Below are 20,426 nucleotides of genomic sequence, written 5' to 3' on the forward strand. Positions count from 1 at the left end.
CAGAAAACAGGCCCTGCAAACCAAGGTTAACGGGGCCTGTTGCATCTCTTCAAATGTGGCTTAGCCGTAGGTCGAAACTTCAGTGCCCGCCAACGCAGCAATGTTCAGCAAACCACGCACAGTAATCGACGGCGTCACGATGTGGGCACGGTTGCCCATGCCCATCAGGATCGGCCCAACTTCCAGCCCATCTGATACTGATTTCAAGATGTTACGGGTCGCGCCCGCCGCATCTGTGTTGGAATAGACCAGCACATTTGCTTTGCCGGTCAAACGCCCACCGGGGAACAAACGCTCGCGCAACTCTGGATCAAGGGCGGCATCGGTGTGCATTTCCCCTTCATATTCAAAGTCATAGTCGTTCTGATCCAATAGATCCAACGCCCCGCGCATTACCCGACCCGAGTGTGAATCCAAGTTGCCAAACTGGCTCCCGGAACAGAGCGCAATCTTTGGATCCACCCCAAACCGCCTGACGTGCCGCGCCGCCGCAATCACGGTTTCCGCAATTTGCTCAGAGGTAGGTTCAATGTGAATATGGGTATCCGCTAGGAACAGCGGCCCCTTGTCCAGAATGATCAGGGACAGCGACCCAACCGGATGCAAGTGCTTGTTTTTCAACATCTCTGTCACGTAGCGCAGATGCCAGCGATACTCGCCAAAGGTGCCGCAGATCAAGCTGTCCGCATCCCCACGGTCCACGGCGATTGCCGCAATCGCCGTGTTGTTGGTCCGCATGATTGCCCGCGCACTGTCTGGGCTAACACCCTGACGGCGCAGCTTTGCGTGATAGTGCGTCCAGTAATCACGGTACCGCTCATCTTGCTCAGGGTTGATCAGTTCAAAATCCACCCCCGGCTTGATCTTTAGCCCTGCCTTTTCAAGACGATGTGCAACAACCTCGGGTCGACCAATCAGCACCGGAGTGTCAACTGTATCCTCCAACATCGCCTGCGCCGTCCGCAGCACCCGCTCGTCTTCGCCCTCAGCAAACACAACCCGACGGCGGCTCATGCTCGCGGCCTCATACACGGGGCGCATGATCATTGAAGAGCGGAACACCTGCGCCTGCAGCTTGTTCTCATACGCATGCAAATCAAGTTCCTTGGTTGCCACGCCAGAATCAAGTGCAGCCTTGGCCACCGCCACTGCGATAGTCGGCAATAGACGCGGATCAAACGGCTTTGGGATCAGGTAGTTAGGGCCAAACGCCAGAGTTTCGCCTTTGTAAGCGACCCCGACTTCCGCACTGGTTGTTTCCCGAGCCAAACCGGCAATTGCCTCAACACAGGCCAGCTTCATTGCGTCGTTGATCTCGGTCGCGCCAGCATCGAGCGCGCCCCGGAAAATGAACGGGAAACACAGCACGTTGTTGACCTGGTTCGGGTAATCCGACCGACCAGTCGCAATCAACGCCCCAGGTGCAGCCTCACGTGCCAACTCCGGCATGATCTCAGGCGTTGGATTGGCAAGCGCAAAGATGATCGGATCATCCGCCATCTGTTCAACCATTTCTTTGGTCAACAACCCAGGACCGGACACGCCAAGAAACAGGTCCGCCCCTTCCATGGCCTCTATTGTTGTCCGCTTATCAGTGTCTTGCGCGAATTCAGCCTTCTCTGCGGTCAAGTCATTGCGCTGTTTGTGCACCACGCCCTTGGAGTCCAGCATCAAGATGTTTTCGTGCTGCACACCCATGGTCATCAGCATCTTGAGACAGGCGATCCCCGCCGCCCCCGCGCCCAGTGCCACAACTTTGATGTCTTCGACGTTTTTCTTCGCCACAATCAAGGCGTTGAACGCCGCGGCAGCCGCCACAATCGCGGTACCATGCTGATCGTCGTGGAACACCGGAATGTTCATACGCTCTTTGCAGATCCGCTCCACCAAGAAGCAGTCCGGCGCTTTAATATCTTCTAAATTGATTGCCCCGAAAGTGGGTTCCAGACGGCACACCAAATCTGCGAGTTTCTCCGGATCGGACTCGTTTACCTCAATGTCAAAACAGTCGATCCCGGCAAATTTTTTGAAAAGAACCGCTTTGCCTTCCATCACAGGTTTGGAAGCCTGCGCGCCGATATTGCCAAGGCCCAGCACGGCCGTGCCATTGGAAATAACCGCAACCAAATTGCCTTTAGCGGTATAACGCGTTGCATCTGAGGGATTTTTCTCAATTTCGAGACAGGCATCCGCCACACCCGGGCTGTACGCGCGGCTCAGATCACGCCCTGTTGCCATCGGCTTGGTCGCGCGAATTTCCAGTTTTCCGGGCTTGGGAAACTCGTGGTAGTCTAGTGCGGCCTGACGCGCGCGGTCCTGATCTTTGGTATTTGTCATCTCTTGTATTCTCCCAAATCCCCTCGCGCAGCTCAGCGCCGCCCCATGGTCCTGGCCATATCCAACATCCGGTTGGAAAAGCCCCATTCATTGTCATACCAGCCAAAGACGCGCAAAAGCCCGCCCACAGACACGCTGGTTTCTCGCTCACTCAGTATCAACGATTCCGGTCGCGCCCGTAGGTCGGTGGAGACAAGCGGCTTCGTGCTCCAGCCCAAGATACCCTCTCGTTCCGACGCTGCCTTCAAGCACGCGTTAACCGTTTCAACTGTCACATCTTTTTCGGTCTGAATTGTCAGATCAATTGCAGACACGCTGGCCGTTGGCACCCGTATCGCCCGTGTTTCCACGCGGCCTTTGAGGTGTGGCAAAACTTTATCAATCATCCGCTGCGCCGACGTGGTTGTAGGCACCATCGACAACGCTGCCGCCCGGCTCCGTGCCAAGTCTGCGCGCGGTTGATCCACGGTTGGTTGACTGCCGGTGTAGCAATGCACGGTGGTCATATGCCCACTGATCAGTCCAAACTCCGCATCCAATACCCGCATCAACGGCGCCAGCGCATTCGTAGTACAAGAAGCATTTGACAGGATTTTCTGATCCCTCAAAAGCTCTTCATTGGCACCAAGCACAATTGTGTCGTCAGCCTCGTCAGAAGGGCCGGAAATCAACACTTTGGTCGCACCTGCGGCCAAGCCACGTTCAGCAATCGCCCGCGTCCCCGCCATGCCAGTGCATTCCAGCACCACGTCGACATCGCGTAGGTTCAGCGTACTCAGGTCGCGTTCGTCAAAAAAAGGAATGGTCAGGCCGTCCACGCTGAGCGCTTGTCCGTCGTTCTCAACAACCCCAGGATAAGCACCAAAAACACTATCAAACTCAAATAGATAGGCACAGGTTTCGAGCGGTTCGATATCGTTGATACCAACAATCTCAAACTCTGCATGCTGGCCTTTGGCAAGGATACGCAAAACCGTCCGGCCAATGCGACCAAACCCATTGATGAATATTTTGATCTTGCGTTCGGTCATGACACGCGTCCCAGCTTGCTCTGAAAGGTCAATTGATAGGGTTTGGTCTGCAATTGCCACCCCAAAAGGGGCGGAAAACCCGCCAACAACCGTTTGTTATCGCTACCAAGTAAAGGCATTTTGCCACAACCCCATGAGTTGTATGCAAAACACCCTTATTACCCGTTTTACAGAGTCATATGCCGGTTCACATCTTTGTAGAGCAGGTAACGGAATTTGGCTGGGCCACCCGCATAGCAGGCCTGCGGGCAGAAGGCGCGCAGCCACATATAGTCACCTGCTTCAACCTCAACCCAGTCTTGGTTGAGCTTATATACCGCTTTGCCTTCCAGCACGTAGAGCCCATGCTCCATCACGTGTGTCTCCAAAAACGGAATCACGCCACCCGGTTCAAAAGTAACAATATTGACGTGCATATCGTGGCGCAGATCATCTGGTTCCACAAAGCGCGTCGTGCCCCACTTCCCATCCGTATCCGGCATATAGTTGAGCGGCGTTTCCGCATCTGAGGTGACAAAGGCTTCTGGGGCGTCAATGCCCTCAACCGATTCATATTTTTTGCGAATCCAGTGAAACTTCGCGGGTGCATCGCTGGAATTCTTGAGCGTCCATTCACAGCCTGCTGGCAGATACGCATATCCGCCGTCACCCAGCTCATGGAGCCTTCCATCGATTGTGACGGAAATACTGCCCTCGACAACAAACAACACACCTTGCGCCTCGGGATTGAGCTCTGGCTTATCGCTCCCCCCACCAGGAGCCACTTCAGCAATGTAATGGGAAAACGTCTCCGAGAAGCCACTCATCGGCCGTGCGATCACCCACACACGGGTGTCCGACCAGAACGGCAAATTAGACGTCACAATGTCTGTTAGCGTGCCTTTTGGAATGACGGCAAAGCTCTCGGTGAACATCGCTCTGTCAGTGAGCAATTGGGTTTGTGGTGGCAGACCGCCTTGCGGTGCATAATACGAAGACCGGGACATGGGACCCTCCAAAAAGTTCATCCCATCATCTCAGGCCAAACGCCCCACGCCAAGCCACTTGCGGCCCCTCAGAAGCTGAAGGATTGTCGCGCATTTCTTGATAATCCACGGCCAACCTTCGCGCAAAATCGAATACTAAAGCGGTTCGATTAGATCCGGACCCGCAGCGCGGTTTGAGTTCACCGCTCGATCAACCTGATGAAAAGACAGCAGGCCTTCATCTGCCGCCGTCATCAAAGTGGCCGCCCCATGCCCTTGTTCCCCAAGCCACAGCCCCCAATCTTCTTCATCAATCACCACAGGCATGCGATGATGGATTTGCGACATGGTTTCATTGGCTTGGGTGGTCACAATCGCGCATGTGGACATGGTGTCTTCGCCCTGCGACCACTCTTGCCACACCCCAGCCAAAGCCAAAGGCACCTCTGCTGAAATGTACCATGGCCAACGCACACCTTCACTGTCTTTGGTCCACTCATAAAACCCGGTCACCGGGATCAAACACCGTCGTTCTCGGCAGGCGGCTCGAAAGGCCGGCTTTTCCGCCAATGTCTCCGCGCGTGCATTGATCAGCAGTGGTCCATCCGATGGCGCGTTGTACCATTTAGGAATGACCCCCCACCGCATGGACACCAACCGCCTTGCGGCCTCATCTTCGCCCAACACGACGTGAACCTGATTGGTTGGGCAGACATTGAAGTTGGGTACGTCCGGCAAATTGTTGGCTGGCGTTGCCGAAAACAATTGCGCCATCGCATCGGGTGGCAGGGTGATCGCAAACCTCCCACACATCAGCGTTGCGCTTTCTGTGCCAATACAAACTCGACGTCCATCATCGAAATCTCTTTCAAGATGTCCTGCCGTCGATTTTTTTCAGCAGTCTCGTGCAATTCTTCCCGAACCCAGTTCAAATCCCGCGACAGCGACACAAACTCCGGAGCCCAACCGACCTCCCCCATCAGTCGATTGAGTCGCGCATTGTCAACGTCATCCTCTTTGGGCAAAGGCCCGCCCACTGCCTTAAGGTTACCAAACGCACCTATGGCTTCCGCCTCGCGGATTTTCTGGTCGATCAGATCGATAGGTGGTCGGTCCATGGCTGCCTCAAAAGAAAACCCCCGCCAGTTTCCTAGCGGGGGCATAAATCGTCAAGTCAGACGACTTACTTAATGGTGATACGGCCATCCAAAAATGGCTTGAACGGGCCTTGAGCCGCCAGATACTCAGCGGTTACATCCGCCAGGTCCGGACCATAATCATAAGCGTTCTGCGCATCGCGGAACATTTTGTAGCCGTCGCCGCCATTACGCACATAGTTGTTGGACACCACGCTATAAAGTTTGCCAGCGTCGATTGGCTCACCGCCAACCATCACGTCACTCACACGGCTGCCAGCTTCCTTGCTCGCATCAAACGCATAGGACATGCCCGCGACCTGTGGGAACCGACCGGCACCTTCTTCGTGCTGGCTCACTCCATTTTCCAGAGCGGCAACAATGGTTTCGCCTGTTACTTGGAAAGTGGACAGTGTGTTCTGGAACGGCAGCACGGTCAGCACTTCGCCCATGGTCACCTCACCCGCATCAATGGAAGCGCGAATGCCGCCACCGTTTTGGATGGCAATCTGCACGCCTTGGTCTTTCACACGGTCCAGCATCGCGTCGGCAATCAGATTGCCCATGGTGCATTCTCCAGCACGGCAGGAGCCACGCTCACCGTCAATCGCTTCTGCTGTCTCCGCGACCACCCGCTTGCGGATTTCTTCCAACGGTGCCGCAGCTTCAGCAATACGCGCTTTGGTGGCTTCATCTTCGGCCACGGCTGCATCCATAATGATCGGTTCACCGGCGGCTTCCACAATTTCGCCTGCGTCGTTGAAGGTCACGTTCAACTCGCCAAGGAACTTGCCATACGCGTAGGCAGACACAATTGCAGTGCTGCCAACCATGGTTGGGTATGGGCCTTCGGCACGATCAGACGTGTTGGACAGCAGCGTGTTGGAGTGCCCACCTACAATCACGTCCACACCAGTGGTGTTTGCCGCAACCTGTTGGTCCACACCGTAACCAGAGTGGCTCAGCACGATGATTTTGTTCACACCCATCTCGGTGAGTTTATCGACCTCACCCTGAACCGCTTCTGACGGGTCAGTGAATGTAATGTTTGGACCTGGGCTCGCAAGCTCGTCGGTGTCCTGTGGGGTAAGTCCAATGAGACCAATCTTTTCGCCGCCGCGCTCAATCACAGTGGATTTGAGAAGTTTATCCGCCAGAAGTTCTTCACCGGAGAAATCTGCGTTGGACATCAGAACAGGAAAATTCACCGCATCCATGAAGCCACGCAGAACTTCTGGGCCGTCGTCAAACTCGTGGTTGCCAACGGTCATGCCGTCGTACCCAAGCTTGTTCATCATTTCCGCCGCAAGTTTACCTTTGTAGTAGGTATAAAACAGCGTGCCCTGGAATTGGTCACCACCGTCCACAAGGATCGAGTTGTTAGAACGGGCACGGGCATCAGCCAGCGCAGTCACCAAACGCGCAGAACCGCCAAAGCACTTGCCCTCCGCGTTGGACTCTTCGCCACAACCGGAGTCGTATTTGGAAATAGGCTCAAATCGAGCATGGAAATCATTGGTGTGCAAAACTGTCAGCGTATAATCCGCTGCGGCCATACCGGCTGTTACGGCCAGTGCTGCCGCCCCTGTCATCAAACGAGCAATCATGGAGAATCCCCTCTCTTTTTATCATTCAGTCAATATCGTGCCGTTTAAACGGCTCAAATGTCAAAGATATTACATCTAAGGACACGCTTGACCTAGCCCCTTGTCCGTTGCATGAGCAGGCCATGCTGATCTTCAAGATATTCCGCTCCGATGAATGGGCGGCCCTGCGTGCCAACGGGCAATCCGCCGGCGCCCCCGTTGATGTGGCCGATGGCTACATTCATTTCTCCACTGCAAAGCAAGCCGCTGAAACTGCGGCCAAGCATTTCGCGGGCGAAGGGGACTTATTCCTTTTGGCCTGCGAAGCGGCATCGTTGGGGGAGGAACTAAAATGGGAAGTTTCCCGCGGTGGCGCGGAGTTTCCACATCTGTACCGCGAGTTCCGCTTGTCTGATGTGACCTGGGCCCAACCTCTGCCGTTGATTGACGGAAAACATGAGTTTCCTGCCGGAGTATTATCATGATTCTGAAACGAGGTCTCGAAGCTTTCGGAATGAACGTGCTGCGCAGCATGGATCCCGAAAAATCACATGGACTGGCGCTTAAGGCACTGGAAATGGGCCTAGGAAATGCGCCCGGAACCATTACGTCTTCACGCCTAAAGACAAATTTAGTCGGACTCGAGTTGCCAAATCCGGTTGGCCTCGCGGCAGGTTTTGACAAAAATGCCACTGCGTTGGCCGCGCTGTCTAAATCCGGTTTTGGCTTTATTGAAGTAGGCGCAGCCACACCACGTCCGCAGCCAGGAAACCCAAAACCTCGCCTCTTCCGCCTGACCGAAGACAAAGCCGCGATCAACCGATTTGGGTTTAACAACGACGGCATGGAGACAATCGGCGCAAGGCTTGCGCACCGGCCCAAAGATGCCGTGATCGGCCTCAATTTGGGCGCCAACAAAGACAGCGAGAACCGTGCCGAGGATTTTGCACGCGTACTGGCGCACTGCGGCGCACATCTAGATTTTGCCACCGTGAACGTCAGTTCTCCGAACACCGAAAAATTGCGTGATCTACAAGGCAAAGCGGCGCTCTCAGCACTTTTGGCTGGCGTTATGGAAGCCCGTGAAGGCCTAGATCGCAAGATCCCAGTATTTTTGAAAATCGCACCGGATCTGACGGAGACAGAGCTCTCTGAAATTGCCGAAGTGGCTGCTGAAAGTGGTCTAGACGCAATCATCGCAAGCAACACAACCCTGTCTCGCGAAGGCCTCGTGAGTGCCCACAAAGATCAAGCCGGCGGACTGTCCGGCGCGCCGCTGTTTGAAAAGTCCACCCGTGTTCTGGCGCGGTTGTCCAAATTAACGGAAGGCACCATACCTCTGGTTGGCGTTGGCGGAGTTAGCACAGCAGAGCAAGCCTACGCCAAAATTTGCGCCGGCGCGAGTGCAGTGCAACTCTATACCGCCTTGGTGTTTAGCGGCTTCTCTCTTGCGGAAACCATCATTCGCGACTTGGACAAACTTCTGCAAAACGACGGGTTTGACAATGTTTCGGAGGCTGTGGGCAGCAAACGTGAGGGCTGGCTATGATCTGCATTTGGCACAACCCACGCTGCTCTAAGTCCCGACAAACTCTGGCACTTGTTGAGGAAAAAGGCGACGTTACTGTGCGTCTTTACCTCGAGGACACTCCAAGCCTAGAGGAACTGGCATCGGTCAAAGCCCTCCTAGGCGTGACCACTATCGAAATGATGCGCCCAAAGGAGGCGCTGTTCAAAGAGCTTGGCCTCTCCAAATCGGATGACGACGCCACGTTGCTGAGCGCAATGGCCGCACACCCAAAGCTGATTGAACGCCCAATCGTGATCGCCAACGACAAAGCCGCATTTGGCCGTCCGCCAGAAGCGGCTCTCGGCATTCTCTAAAGGACGTTAGCCCGCCTGATACACAGCGCTGACTTCCGCCCGAATGATGCCTGCGATCAACACGCAATCCGCTTCCGAAAATGTGAGCGGGATGCGCATATCGACAATGCCTTTCAGAATGCGGTCCGTCTTTGGCATCGCTTCAGACGGCGCGTAGCGCCAACTGTCGTATCGGGACGTGAAGGCAACCGGTTCAGCGCCACCAAACCATTTGAGCTCGACCCCCCGCCTACCGCAGCGGGTCAGCACCTCGTTGATTTGCTCCTCCGACCAGTCCAGCAAAACGACCTGTATGGAGCTGCCAACGTATGCTTCCCCGTCAGGCCTCTCAACAACCGCAAGCCCTGGCGTTCCCCGCAACCCTGACAGCAAAATGTCGTGCCGCGCATTCCAGGCTGCAACTTGCACATCCAACTCCCGCAATTGCGGCCGTAAAATAGCCGCGCGCAAATGATCCATCCGACCGGACACATTGGGGGTGTGGTACTTTATACGCTCAAACACCTCTGGAGACGGCGCAGCGCCATGCCGCTCATAAAGCATATAGCTACCCGATAACATCACCGCACGGGCCATTAACTCTTCATCATCGCTGATCAAGAATCCGCCTTCCCCGGAGTTGATATGTTTATAAGTCTGCGTGGAATAACAAGCCATTGCGCCATGTCGCCCTGAGGGTATGTCCTTCCAGCCTCCCCCCATCGTATGCGCACAATCTTCGATCACTTTGACATTATGCGCGTCGCAGATCGCCATAAGCGCCTGCATGTCACAGATATGCCCGCGCATATGAGACAACAGGAGGACATCCGCCTGGCCCGCCTTAGCTTCCAAGTCAGCCAGATCAATCACCAGCCCCGCCGTCACACCTACAAAAACCGGCACCGCACCGATGCTTGCAATCGCGCCCGGAACCGGAGCCAAAGTGAACGCGTTGGTCAAAACTCGATCGCCCGGCGTCACTTCCATCGCGCGTAGAGCACAGGCAAGCGCATACCCTCCTGAGGCCACCGCGAGGCAGAACTTGCTCCCGACGTAGGCTGCAAATTCCTGCTCGAGAAGCGAAACTTCACCAATCTCGCCCTCCGAAAGGTTGTAGCGATGCAGCCTCCCATTTTTCATCACTGAAACAGCTGCTTCGATTGCCTCCTCGGAGATCGGCAACTGCTGGGTGAAATTGCCTGTAAAGTTTTCGCTCATTTTTGGCACTCGCAGTTGGGTTGTCACATCAAGGATGGGTTGGCGACTTTCATTTGAAATCAATTCGGGTTTTGGCCAATCAACGCAGCAACAAGCTGAGGTAGCGCCTCAAAGTCATGTAGCAATGCCTCAGGTTCCAGCGCGGCCATATCCTCGCCGCTTGGCCCAAAGGTCACCAAAATGCTGGGCACCCCTGCGGCACGTGCCGTGTTCCTGTCCGTGTCGCTGTCACCAACAAGCACCGTTTGCGCTGGATCGCCGTTCAACCGCCGTGCAGTTTCCTGCAATGGCAAAGGATCGGGCTTGCGTACAGGCAAAGTGTCAGCGCCAACCAAAGCCCCAAAAGCCTCCCTGACACAAAGCGCATTCAAAAGTTGCTCAGCCAGAGCTTCCGGCTTGTTGGTACAGATGCCGACGCCGTATCCGCGTGATTTGAGTGTCTCAACCGCTTCCATGGCCCCATCGTATAGCACTGTGTGCGTCGCAATTGCACCACCATAAGCCTCTAACAAAATGGGATAATATTTAGTCACAACGGCCTCATCCAGTGCCTCTAAACGCGCAAGTCCTTCGGTCAACATGCGCCGTCCGCCACGCAAGGCGACGCCTGCGTCTCTTTCCACCGATAGAACATCCCCATGTCCCATATCGCGAAAACACACATTGGCAGCTTCAATCAAATCACCGCTTGTGTCCGCAAGTGTTCCATCCAGATCAAAAACCACTGTTCTCATGTAGTGCTCCCTGCCGCCTGCGCGACTTCCCGCGCATCGCTGTTACAGGGCGCAACCTGAATTGATGGCCGTTGGCCTTGCACCCTTCCTGCACTCGGATAAAACGGGGGCAATAGAAATAAAAGAGAAATCAGATGAGCATTGCACTTGTCATCCTCGCCGCAGGCAAAGGCACACGGATGAATTCAGACCTGCCGAAGGTTCTGCACCCCATCGCCAACGCACCCATGTTGGTCCACGCCATGCAGGCTGGTACCGCTTTGGCACCGGAGCGCGTCGTGGTTGTGGCTGGGCACGGGTTTGACGCGGTGCAATCCGCCGCAGAAGATTTTAACGAAGAAGTCGTTGTCGTCGAGCAAAAAGAGCAAAACGGCACCGCCCATGCGGTTGAGGTTTGCCGTGAAGCGCTCAAAGACTTTGGCGGCGATGTAATTGTCCTGTTTGGCGACACGCCCTTTGTTAGGGCCGAAACATTGAAATCCATGGTGGCCGCTAAGGCCGAAAACGCCGTGGTTGTTTTGGGCTTTGAAGCGGCGGATCCAGGAAAATACGGCCGATTGCTCATGTCAGGCGACCAGCTGGATCGGATCGTCGAGTTTGCCGATGCCTCAGACGAGGAGCGCGCTGTAACCTTTTGCAACTCCGGCGTTATGCTGGCTGATCGAGAAACGCTTTTCTCTTTGATCGATGACATTACTCCAAACAATGCGCAGGGCGAGTACTACCTTACCGATGTGGTTGGGCTGGCCCGTCAACGTGGGTTGGGTGTGACCGCCGTGGCGTGTGAGGAAAGTGAAACACTGGGGATCAATTCCCGGACCCATTTGGCAGAGGCAGAAGCGGTTTTTCAGGCCCGTGCGCGCCAAGAACTGATGGAATTGGGTGTAACGCTTCAGCAACCAGATACTGTGATGCTGTCTTTTGATACCGTCATTGGGCGCGACACAACAATTGAACCAAATGTCTATTTTGGCTCCGGAGTGACCATAGAATCCGGCACGCGCATTCGGGCGTTCTCGCATCTCGAAGGGTGCCATGTTTCACGCGGGGCCGTAGTTGGACCGTACGCCCGCCTCCGGCCCGGCGCTGAGCTCTCAGAAAACGTGCATGTTGGTAACTTTGTTGAAATCAAAAACGCCGACGTGGGCGAAGGCACCAAAGTGAACCACCTTTCCTATATCGGCGATGCAACATTGGGGGCTGGCACCAACATCGGTGCGGGTACAATCACTTGCAACTACGACGGTGTCATGAAGCATCGAACTACAATTGGCGACAAAGTCTTTATCGGATCCAACACAATGTTTATTGCACCTGTTACCGTGGGCAACGAGGCCATGACAGGCTCTGGTTCCGTGATTACCAAAGATGTACCAGATGCTGCGCTGGCAATTGCCCGCTCAGAGCAACAGACAAAACCAGGTGTTGCCCGAAAATTGTTCGAAATCTTAAAAAAGAAAAAACAAAAACGCGCATTGGAGAACAAATAATGTGTGGAATTGTTGGGGTACTCGGCGACCATGAAGTGGCACCAATCCTTGTTGAAGCGCTCAAACGGCTGGAATATCGAGGCTATGACAGCGCCGGCATAGCCACTGTTAACGACGGCACATTGGATCGCCGTCGTGCGGTGGGCAAGTTAGTCAATTTGTCTGATTTATTGGTTCACGAGCCATTGCGCGGCAAATCGGGGATTGGCCACACCCGTTGGGCGACACATGGTGCACCAACCATCACCAATGCACACCCGCACCAAGCTGGTCCGGTCGCAGTTGTACACAACGGGATTGTCGAAAACTTCCGCGAACTCCGTGAAGAGCTTGCCGAAAAAGGCATCTCGTTTGTGACGGAAACCGACACTGAAACTATCGCTCTTGTCGCCCAATCACACATTCAGTCCGGCCTGCAACCAGTTGACGCGGCACTGAAAACGATCGAGCAACTTGAAGGCGCTTTCGCATTGGTTTTTCTGTTTGAAGGGGAAGAAGATCTGATTATTGCCGCCCGCAAAGGCTCCCCATTGGCCATCGGGCACGGCGATGGCGAAATGTTTGTTGGCTCTGATGCCATCGCGCTTGCCCCTCTCACCGACCGGATCACCTACCTAGAAGAAGGCGACAGCGCTGTTGTTACGCGCGCCAGCGTGACAATAAGGAACGACGCAGGCGAAACTGTTCAGCGAGAGTGCAAAACCATCAACATCGACCAAACACAGGTCGATAAGGGCGGTCATAAACACTTCATGGCCAAGGAGATTGCCGAACAACCAACGGTGCTGGGGGAGGCCATCCGGCACTACTTGCCGAACGATGGCACACAAATCCGACTTCCCGGCGGGGACCTGGATTTTTCCAAAGTGAAACGACTGGTCATGGTGGCATGTGGCACTGCGTCTTATGCTTGCTTGACCGCAAAATATTGGTTTGAACAAATCGCTGGCATTCCTGTCGAGGTGGATGTGGCATCCGAATTTCGCTATCGGGAACCTCCGATCACCGACGGTACCGTTGCACTTTTTGTGTCACAATCCGGTGAGACCGCAGACACACTGGCGGCGCTACGCTATTGCGCAGGCAAAGCCGACCAGATTGTCTCAGTCATCAATGTCCCCGAGAGCTCAATTGCCCGAGAAAGTGATCTTGCGCTGCCCATTCTCGCCGGAGCTGAGATCGGCGTGGCCTCAACCAAGGCCTTTACTTGCCAACTCAGTGTTCTCCTCATCCTCGCATTGAAAGCGGCGCAGGACCGCGGACGGCTTGAGACGGAGGAGTTAAACCACATCCTCGCTGATCTGCGTGCTTTGCCTGGCCTTATCAATCAAGCCATTGGATCTGAGTCTCAGATTGCACAAGTGGCGGCAAAACTGGCCGAAACGCGCGACATCCTGTTTTTGGGACGGGGCCGCATGTTCCCACTCGCCTTGGAAGGCGCTCTTAAGCTCAAAGAGATCAGCTACATACACGCAGAAGCTTATGCTTCAGGTGAGCTTAAACACGGACCGATCGCTCTCATTGACCAACATGTGCCTGTTGTTGTTCTGGCGCCTCACGACGAACTTTATGACAAGTCTATCTCCAACATGCAGGAGGTCATGGCACGCGCAGGCAAGGTGCTTTTGATAACAGATGCGAAAGGTTTGAAAGACGGAGCAGAAGGCACATGGGACACAATTCAGATGCCACAAGTCTCTGACATTCTGTCCCCCATTCTATATGCCATTCCAGCACAGTTGTTGGCTTACCACACAGCTGTTGCAAAAGGGACGGACGTGGACCAACCCCGCAACCTCGCAAAATCGGTGACGGTGGAATAATGGAACTTCAAGTTGCCCTAGACGCGCTGGAAGCGTTGATCGAGCCAGGTCGTGCCGAAGGTATGGCGGCGTATCACAAACAGACACGGCGGGTACTGGGCATTCCCAATCCTGCTCTAAACGATTTAAGCAAGAGTTGGCGCCAGTCTCTAACCGTAGAGCAAAGGGTTTCACTCGCTTCTGAACTCTGGAAAACCGACATCTTCGAGGCGCGCATTGTCGCCTCAAAAGTTCTCACTCAGGCGCGGCTGCGGCCTGACGATGGTGCTTGGGACCTGATCGCAAGTTGGACCGCAGATTTTGACAGCTGGGCCATTGCCGATCATGCCTGTATGGCTGGACAAAAACGCCTGGTCACTGATCCCTCACGCTTGGACGCGGTGGAAGCCTGGACGGCATCGGAGCACATGTGGACCCGCCGGGCAGCACTAGTGATCACACTGCCATGGACAAAGCAGAACTTTCCAAAACCCGCAGAGCTGGAAGCCAGAGACCGGGTTTTGGGATGGGCCGCGTCTTATGTCACTGACCACACATGGTTCATTCAGAAAGCTGTGGCTTGGTGGCTGCGTGACCTGTCCAAACACGATGCGGCGCGCGTACAGGCATTTCTGGAGCGACACGCCGACGACATGAAACCATTTGCGGTCAAAGAAGCCTCAAGGTTCCTTCGGATGCGCGAACAGTAGCTTTTTTGCACGCAACTAGGCGATCGAGAGAAACAGGCAAGTGACAGCTACAACTTTTGCCGCCCTTGCTCATTTCTGATTGTCAGACTACCAATGCAGTATGACAACACCATTGATCGATCCGTTCCATCGCGCCGTGTCTTATCTGCGCGTATCCGTCACTGATAGATGTGATTTTCGCTGCGTGTATTGCATGGCAGAAAACATGACATTCCTTCCCAAGAAGGAACTGCTGACGCTTGAAGAGCTGGATCGAATGTGCTCGACGTTTATTCGTTTGGGTGTGGAAAAGCTGCGGATCACCGGCGGTGAACCTTTGGTCCGTCGCGATATCATGACCTTCTTCCGCGGAATGAAGCGGCATTTGGACAGTGGCGCGCTCAAAGAACTCACGTTGACGACAAACGGGTCCCAGTTGGAGCGTTTTGCAGAAGAACTCTATGCCTGCGGCGTTCGGCGCGTGAATATTTCTCTGGACACCATCGACGAGAAGAAATTTGCCGATATCACGCGCTGGGGACGTCTCGAACAAGTCATGCGCGGCGTTGACGCGGCACAAGCTGCCGGTTTGCGGATCAAAATCAATGCCGTGGCTCTCAAAGGTTTCAACGAAGACGAACTCTTCACACTGGCCGAATGGTGTGCGGATCGTGACATGGACATGACCTGGATCGAAGTCATGCCCATGGGAGACTTGGGCAACGAAGACCGCATTGGCCAATATTGGTCCCTAGAGGAACTGCGTGGAAAGTTGGCGGAACGCTACACTCTGTCAGATCTCGCGGAACGGACAGGTGGCCCTGCCCGGTACGTCCGCCTAGAAGAGACCGGCCAAAAAATTGGTTTCATCACTCCGATGACCCATAATTTCTGTGAAAGCTGCAACCGCGTGCGCCTCACGTGCACTGGACAGCTCTTTATGTGTTTGGGGCAAGAAGACATGGCCGATCTGCGTGGCGCCTTGCGGAGCAGCGAGGGAGACACCGCGCTGGAGGATGCTATTCGAGCGGCCATTGCGCTTAAGCCAAAGGGGCATGATTTTGATTATTCTCGCCAGAAAGTGGATGGGCAAATGTCCAGACACATGAGCCACACAGGCGGCTAATTTTTTGCCGGTCAAACCTCGGTCTTTTTCGAGACAGGTCCCGTACTTTGGCGATCCACCAGATAGACCGGCATAACTGTTGGCGTGTTGATCTCAGCCCCATTGTCTCGGAGTTGCATTAACAATCTGCGTGCTGCTTCATTCCCCATCTTGTTGCGATGCTGGTGAATTGTGGTCAGCGGCGGGTCAAACACTTCCGTCATTTCGATATTGTCAAAACCTGTCACAGACACATCTGTCGGAACCCGCACCCCAGCTTTTTTCAGGCCCGCAATTAAGCCAAACGCGATTTGATCACTTGCACAAATCCAAGCCGTCGGTGCCTCTTTCATACCGATCACTTGTGCGGCTACCTCTTTTCCAGCCGCGATGGAAAAATCACCAGGCAAAACCCATTCGGGCCGTAGCTCTCCACCAAGACTAACAACATGATGCTCAAACGCGCGTTGGCGATGGTGCGACAATACATTTGTAACTGGACCGGAGACGTGCCCAAATTTTCTGTGACCTTGGTCCCAAAGGTGATCCACAAGCATGCGAATCCCGCCTTTGTTATCCGCCCGAACAGAAGCTCCGCTGAACCCCTCGACCCACTCACAAGCAAAAACAATTGGCACAGTTGGTGTTGCAGATTGGACAAGTTCAAGTTGCTGTAATTCAACCGCTCCGTCCAAAATGATTAACCCGTCCGCCTGCCCGGCAGAAACATAGCGTTGTATATGATCCGCGGTCAGTTCCACCTCTCCACTGTCAGTCACCAACAAGCTATAGTCCGCTGCATTTAGCTCCCTCTCCAACCCGGAAAGAATGTTAGAAAAGAATGGGTTGGACAAATTTGGAACCAATGCAAGGATTGTACGAGACGTATTGGTTCTAAGACTACGCGCCGCCCGATTCACGCGGTAACCCGTCTGTTTGACTGCAGCCAAAACTGCTTTCCTCGTCGCTTCTGACACCACTTCAGGGTCGTTTAAAACACGACTTACAGTTGCGGTTGAAACCCCTGAGAGACGCGCGACGTCGATAACCTTGGGTTTTCGTTGCAGTGCCATTATTTTTGCGCCTCAAATTATTTCTTGACTCAGATCGAAGGGGGGAGCTACCTCTATGTAATCGATTACACATTACTGTCAATGGCTCGGCTCTGTCCCTCTAATTGGGAGATGTTCTGTCAAAGTGATGTTCTGGGAGAAAATGTAATCGATTACACGACCGCGTTGGTCGACATTGGGAGGAAACGATGAACTACTATAAAACAACCACTGCGGCTGTTGCTTTTTGCGCAGCTGGCGCTGTCTCTGCCGCTGAGTTGGAAGTCACACACTGGTGGACTTCCGGCGGTGAAGCGGCGGCGGTCTCAGAATTTGCAAAAGCCTTTGACGCCACAGGAAACACCTGGGTTGACGGTGCCATTGCTGGCTCAGGTGGCACCGCGCGACCGATCATTGTTAGCCGAATTATTGGCGGGGATCCGATGCACGCCACCCAGCTCAACCACGGGCGCCAAGCCGAGGAGTTGATTGAAGCGGGGCTGATGCTAGACCTGACTGATGTGGCCGAGGCTGAAGGCTGGACTGATCTTGTGAACCCAACGTCTCTGCTCGACAGCTGTACGGTTGATGGCAAAATTTATTGCGCTCCGGTCAACATCCATTCCTGGCAATGGATTTGGCTCAGCCATCAAGCCTACGCCGACGCAGGTGTCGCTGTGCCGTCCAACTGGGATGAGTTTGTTTCATCCGCAAAAGCCCTTGAGGACGCTGGAAAAATCCCTCTCGCGATGGGACAACAGGCTTGGCAGTCCTCAGGCGCATTTGGCGTCATTAACGTAGCTGTTGGTGGCCCAGATCTCTGGAACAAAATCAACGTCGAGAAAGATGCAGAGGCTGCAGCAGGCCCTGAGATGGCGAAGGTGTTTGAAGCCGCCTCCGCCGCACGCGCAATGGCCGCCAACTCGAAAGTTCAGGACTGGAACCAAGCCACCAACCTCGTCATCACTGGTCAAGCTGGTGGGCAGGTCATGGGGGACTGGGCGCAAGGCGAATTCCAGGTCGCCGGCCAAGTGGCTGGCCAAGATTACACTTGCCTGCCTGGGCTTGGCGTAAATGAGATTATCTCCACCGGAGGCGATGCCTTCTATTTCCCAAAGCAAGATGATCCGGAAATTGAAGCCGCGCAAAAGGAACTGGCTAAATTGTTGCTTAGCCCCGAGGTGCAAGTCAACTTCAACCTCAAGAAAGGCTCCCTGCCCGTCCGCGGAGATATTGATCTCTCTTCCGCAAATGACTGCATGAAAAAGGGGCTCGAAATTCTTGCAGCTGGTAGCATCCTGCAATCCGGTGATCAGGTTCTTTCTGCAGACACCACCGGTCAGATCGAGGATCTGATGGTCGAATTCTGGAATGACCAGTCATATTCTGCCGCAGATGCCCAAGCGAAGTACGCCGAAATCATCGCAGCAGCGGACTAATGATCTGTCATGGAGCCTGCCCAGGCGGGCTCCACCTCCCCCTGCTACCTTTTCCAAAAGGATCTGATGACTGTCCCCAAAGACGCATCAGGCTGGAGACTTAAGCCATGGCTGTGACCGACGGCGCACCGATGATGTCCTCGCCGACATCTTCCAAGCGACCCAACCGCCTCTTCAAAAACTTGACCGCAAAAATCGCCACCATTCCAATGATTTTCACCGCCCTTGTGGTGTTCATTGGATGCACGGTTTGGACAATCTACCATTCGTTCACCAAGTCAAAATTGCTGCCAGCACCAGAAAAGTGGGTTGGCTTGGACCAATACGAGCGTTTGTGGAGCACACGTCGTTGGCTGGTGTCCATCGAAAATCTCGCGATTTACGGATTCTGCTCGCTTGTCTTGAGTTTGGTAATTGGCTTCACGCTGGCCGCCCTCCTGGACAGAAAAATCCGTGGCGAAGGCATATTTCGAACGATTTTTCTATATCCGTTCGCGCTCAGCTTTATTGTTACCGGTCTTGTCTGGCAGTGGATTCTAAATCCACAATTCGGCATTCAAGGCGTTGTGCAGAGATGGGGATGGGACAGCTTCACCTTTGACCCGCTCAACAATGCCAACATCGTCATTTACGGAATTCTCATCGCTGGTATATGGCAAGGATCTGGCTTCATCATGGTGATCCTTCTTGCTGGATTGCGCGGTATTGATGAGGACATCTGGAAAGCCTCCCGTGTCGAAGGCATCCCGGCCTGGAAAACCTACATTTTTATCATCATTCCCATGATGCGGCCGATTTTTGTGACCGCTCTGGTGCTGATCGCAGCCGGCATCATCAAAGTCTACGACCTGATTGTCGCGCAGACATCCGGTGGTCCAGGCATCTCCTCCGAAGTGCCCGCCAAATATGTCATCGAGAAGATGTTCCAATCCCAAAACCTCGGCCAAGGCTTCGCCGCCTCCACCATGATGCTGCTGTCGGTCCTCGTCGTGTTGATCCCATGGGCCTATCTCGAATTTGGAGGCAAACGCCGTGACTGATGCTACCCCTGTTTCCGGCGTGACACCGCGTGGTACCAAGCCCCGCAAACGCCTCACGCCCACCAATATCATGCTGTACGGCACGCTTTTTGTGGCTTCTGTTTACTACCTTTTGCCGCTCTACGTGATGGTCGTGACCTCACTCAAGGGCATGCCGGAGATTCGGCTAGGCAATGTTTTTTCGCCTCCGGTCGAAGTCACTTTTGAACCCTGGGTCAAAGCATGGGCTCAAGCATGTACTGGCATTAATTGCGACGGACTGTCTCGCGGCTTCTGGAATTCCGTGCAGATCCTGGTCCCGTCCGTTGTGATCTCCATCGCGATCGCATCCATAAACGGCTACGCGCTGTCTCTTTGGAAGTTCAAAGGCTCCGAGGTTTTTTTCACCATTCTGATTTTTGGCGCCTTCATTCCCTATCAGGTGATGATTTATCCAATTGTGATCCTGCTTAGGGAATCTGGGGAGGTTCTTTCAGCGATCACCGGTACTAAGATCCGGCTGATGGGCAGCATCTGGGGTCTTGTGATCGTGCACACAATCTTTGGCATGCCCATCCTGACCCTCCTGTTCCGCAACTACTTTGCGTCCGTTCCCGAAGAACTCTTCAAAGCTGCGCGTGTGGACGGTGCGGGTTTCTGGCAAATCTACTTTCAGATCATGCTGCCCATGGCACTGCCGATCTTTGTGGTGGCCATCATCTTACAGGTCACCGGCATCTGGAATGACTTCCTCTTTGGCGTAATCTTCACCAAGCCGGACACCTACCCAATGACGGTGCAACTCAACAACATCGTGAATTCGGTGCAAGGCGTGAAAGAATACAACGTCAATATGGCCGCGACGATGCTCACCGGCCTTGTTCCCCTCATCATTTATTTTGCCTCCGGCAAACTCTTCGTGCGCGGCATTGCCGCTGGCGCAGTAAAGGGCTAACC

General features: G+C 54.3%; 19 protein-coding genes. 10 read left to right on the forward strand and 9 right to left on the reverse strand.

Annotated elements, in window-relative coordinates:
* Positions 1 to 60: 60 nt before the first annotated feature.
* The 6 genes from QZ517_RS05835 to QZ517_RS05860 all read right to left on the reverse strand — a co-directional run bounded on the left by QZ517_RS05835 (position 61) and on the right by QZ517_RS05860 (position 7,076).
* The gene (locus QZ517_RS05835; RefSeq protein ID WP_294223581.1) at positions 61 to 2,337 is read right to left on the reverse strand and encodes an NADP-dependent malic enzyme; all 2,277 of its coding nucleotides are present in this window, start codon (positions 2,335 to 2,337) and stop codon (positions 61 to 63) included.
* A 32-nt stretch (positions 2,338 to 2,369) separates the two neighbouring features.
* Complete coding sequence (locus QZ517_RS05840) at positions 2,370 to 3,368, reverse strand: type I glyceraldehyde-3-phosphate dehydrogenase (protein WP_294223585.1); 999 nt, start codon at positions 3,366 to 3,368, stop codon at positions 2,370 to 2,372.
* 167 nt (positions 3,369 to 3,535) lie between these two features.
* Positions 3,536 to 4,354 (reverse strand): bifunctional allantoicase/(S)-ureidoglycine aminohydrolase, encoded by an 819-nt coding sequence (locus QZ517_RS05845; protein WP_294223587.1) that lies wholly within the window; start codon positions 4,352 to 4,354, stop codon positions 3,536 to 3,538.
* A gap of 135 nt (positions 4,355 to 4,489) precedes the next feature.
* Complete coding sequence (locus QZ517_RS05850) at positions 4,490 to 5,146, reverse strand: SOS response-associated peptidase (RefSeq protein ID WP_294223592.1); 657 nt, start codon at positions 5,144 to 5,146, stop codon at positions 4,490 to 4,492.
* Positions 5,146 to 5,451, reverse strand: coding sequence for a DnaJ family domain-containing protein (locus QZ517_RS05855; RefSeq protein WP_294223595.1), 306 nt, complete (start codon positions 5,449 to 5,451; stop codon positions 5,146 to 5,148). Before QZ517_RS05855 ends, QZ517_RS05850 begins: the two co-directional genes overlap by 1 nt.
* 65 nt (positions 5,452 to 5,516) lie before the next feature.
* On the reverse strand, positions 5,517 to 7,076 hold the full coding sequence (locus QZ517_RS05860) for a bifunctional metallophosphatase/5'-nucleotidase (RefSeq protein WP_294223598.1): 1,560 nt from the start codon (positions 7,074 to 7,076) through the stop codon (positions 5,517 to 5,519).
* Positions 7,077 to 7,198: 122 nt separating this feature from the next.
* On the opposite strand from QZ517_RS05860, the gene QZ517_RS05865 reads away from it, so the two are divergent.
* The 3 genes from QZ517_RS05865 to arsC are packed head-to-tail and all read left to right on the forward strand — an operon-like array spanning position 7,199 to position 8,939.
* Complete coding sequence (locus tag QZ517_RS05865; RefSeq protein ID WP_294223600.1) at positions 7,199 to 7,540, forward strand: DUF952 domain-containing protein; 342 nt, start codon at positions 7,199 to 7,201, stop codon at positions 7,538 to 7,540.
* Positions 7,537 to 8,604, forward strand: a complete 1,068-nt coding sequence (locus QZ517_RS05870; RefSeq protein ID WP_294223603.1) for a quinone-dependent dihydroorotate dehydrogenase — start codon at positions 7,537 to 7,539, stop codon at positions 8,602 to 8,604. Before QZ517_RS05865 ends, QZ517_RS05870 begins: the two co-directional genes overlap by 4 nt.
* On the forward strand, positions 8,601 to 8,939 hold the full coding sequence (gene arsC, locus QZ517_RS05875) for an arsenate reductase (glutaredoxin) (protein ID WP_294223606.1): 339 nt from the start codon (positions 8,601 to 8,603) through the stop codon (positions 8,937 to 8,939). The genes QZ517_RS05870 and arsC overlap by 4 nt, the downstream gene beginning before the upstream one ends.
* Positions 8,940 to 8,945: 6 nt before the next feature.
* Here the strand turns inward: arsC and QZ517_RS05880 are convergent, their stop codons facing one another.
* Both QZ517_RS05880 and QZ517_RS05885 read right to left on the reverse strand, forming a co-directional pair.
* Positions 8,946 to 10,139 carry an aminotransferase class I/II-fold pyridoxal phosphate-dependent enzyme gene (locus QZ517_RS05880; RefSeq protein ID WP_294223609.1) on the reverse strand — a complete coding sequence of 398 codons (1,194 nt, stop codon included), beginning with the start codon at positions 10,137 to 10,139 and terminating at the stop codon, positions 8,946 to 8,948.
* Positions 10,140 to 10,198: 59 nt separating this feature from the next.
* Complete coding sequence (locus QZ517_RS05885) at positions 10,199 to 10,873, reverse strand: HAD-IA family hydrolase (RefSeq protein ID WP_294223612.1); 675 nt, start codon at positions 10,871 to 10,873, stop codon at positions 10,199 to 10,201.
* A gap of 134 nt (positions 10,874 to 11,007) precedes the next feature.
* Between QZ517_RS05885 and glmU the strand changes: the two genes are divergently transcribed.
* The 4 genes from glmU to moaA all read left to right on the forward strand — a co-directional run bounded on the left by glmU (position 11,008) and on the right by moaA (position 15,980).
* On the forward strand, positions 11,008 to 12,363 hold the full coding sequence (gene glmU, locus QZ517_RS05890; RefSeq protein WP_294223615.1) for a bifunctional UDP-N-acetylglucosamine diphosphorylase/glucosamine-1-phosphate N-acetyltransferase GlmU: 1,356 nt from the start codon (positions 11,008 to 11,010) through the stop codon (positions 12,361 to 12,363).
* Entirely contained in the window at positions 12,363 to 14,186 is a 1,824-nt protein-coding gene (gene glmS / locus QZ517_RS05895; RefSeq protein ID WP_294223618.1) for a glutamine--fructose-6-phosphate transaminase (isomerizing), read from the forward strand. Before glmU ends, glmS begins: the two co-directional genes overlap by 1 nt.
* The gene (locus QZ517_RS05900; protein ID WP_294223621.1) at positions 14,186 to 14,875 is read left to right on the forward strand and encodes a DNA alkylation repair protein; all 690 of its coding nucleotides are present in this window, start codon (positions 14,186 to 14,188) and stop codon (positions 14,873 to 14,875) included. The genes glmS and QZ517_RS05900 overlap by 1 nt, the downstream gene beginning before the upstream one ends.
* 100 nt (positions 14,876 to 14,975) lie before the next feature.
* A complete protein-coding gene (gene moaA, locus QZ517_RS05905; protein WP_294223625.1) occupies positions 14,976 to 15,980 on the forward strand; it encodes a GTP 3',8-cyclase MoaA in 1,005 nt (334 codons plus the stop codon).
* Between the two features lie 11 nt (positions 15,981 to 15,991).
* Here the strand turns inward: moaA and QZ517_RS05910 are convergent, their stop codons facing one another.
* Positions 15,992 to 17,032, reverse strand: coding sequence for a LacI family DNA-binding transcriptional regulator (locus tag QZ517_RS05910; protein ID WP_294223628.1), 1,041 nt, complete (start codon positions 17,030 to 17,032; stop codon positions 15,992 to 15,994).
* A gap of 188 nt (positions 17,033 to 17,220) precedes the next feature.
* Here QZ517_RS05910 and QZ517_RS05915 point away from each other — a divergent pair, with 188 nt between their 5' ends.
* The 3 genes from QZ517_RS05915 (at position 17,221) to QZ517_RS05925 (ending at position 20,424) form a co-directional block, all read left to right on the forward strand.
* Entirely contained in the window at positions 17,221 to 18,450 is a 1,230-nt protein-coding gene (locus QZ517_RS05915; protein WP_294223631.1) for an ABC transporter substrate-binding protein, read from the forward strand.
* A 107-nt stretch (positions 18,451 to 18,557) separates the two neighbouring features.
* Positions 18,558 to 19,490 carry a sugar ABC transporter permease gene (locus tag QZ517_RS05920; RefSeq protein ID WP_294223634.1) on the forward strand — a complete coding sequence of 311 codons (933 nt, stop codon included), beginning with the start codon at positions 18,558 to 18,560 and terminating at the stop codon, positions 19,488 to 19,490.
* Positions 19,483 to 20,424, forward strand: coding sequence for a carbohydrate ABC transporter permease (locus QZ517_RS05925; RefSeq protein ID WP_294223636.1), 942 nt, complete (start codon positions 19,483 to 19,485; stop codon positions 20,422 to 20,424). The genes QZ517_RS05920 and QZ517_RS05925 overlap by 8 nt, the downstream gene beginning before the upstream one ends.
* The last annotated feature ends 2 nt before the right edge of the window (positions 20,425 to 20,426 follow it).

Origin of the sequence: uncultured Shimia sp. (assembly GCF_913054185.1) — a bacterium.
Classification (GTDB): Bacteria; Pseudomonadota; Alphaproteobacteria; order Rhodobacterales; family Rhodobacteraceae; genus Shimia.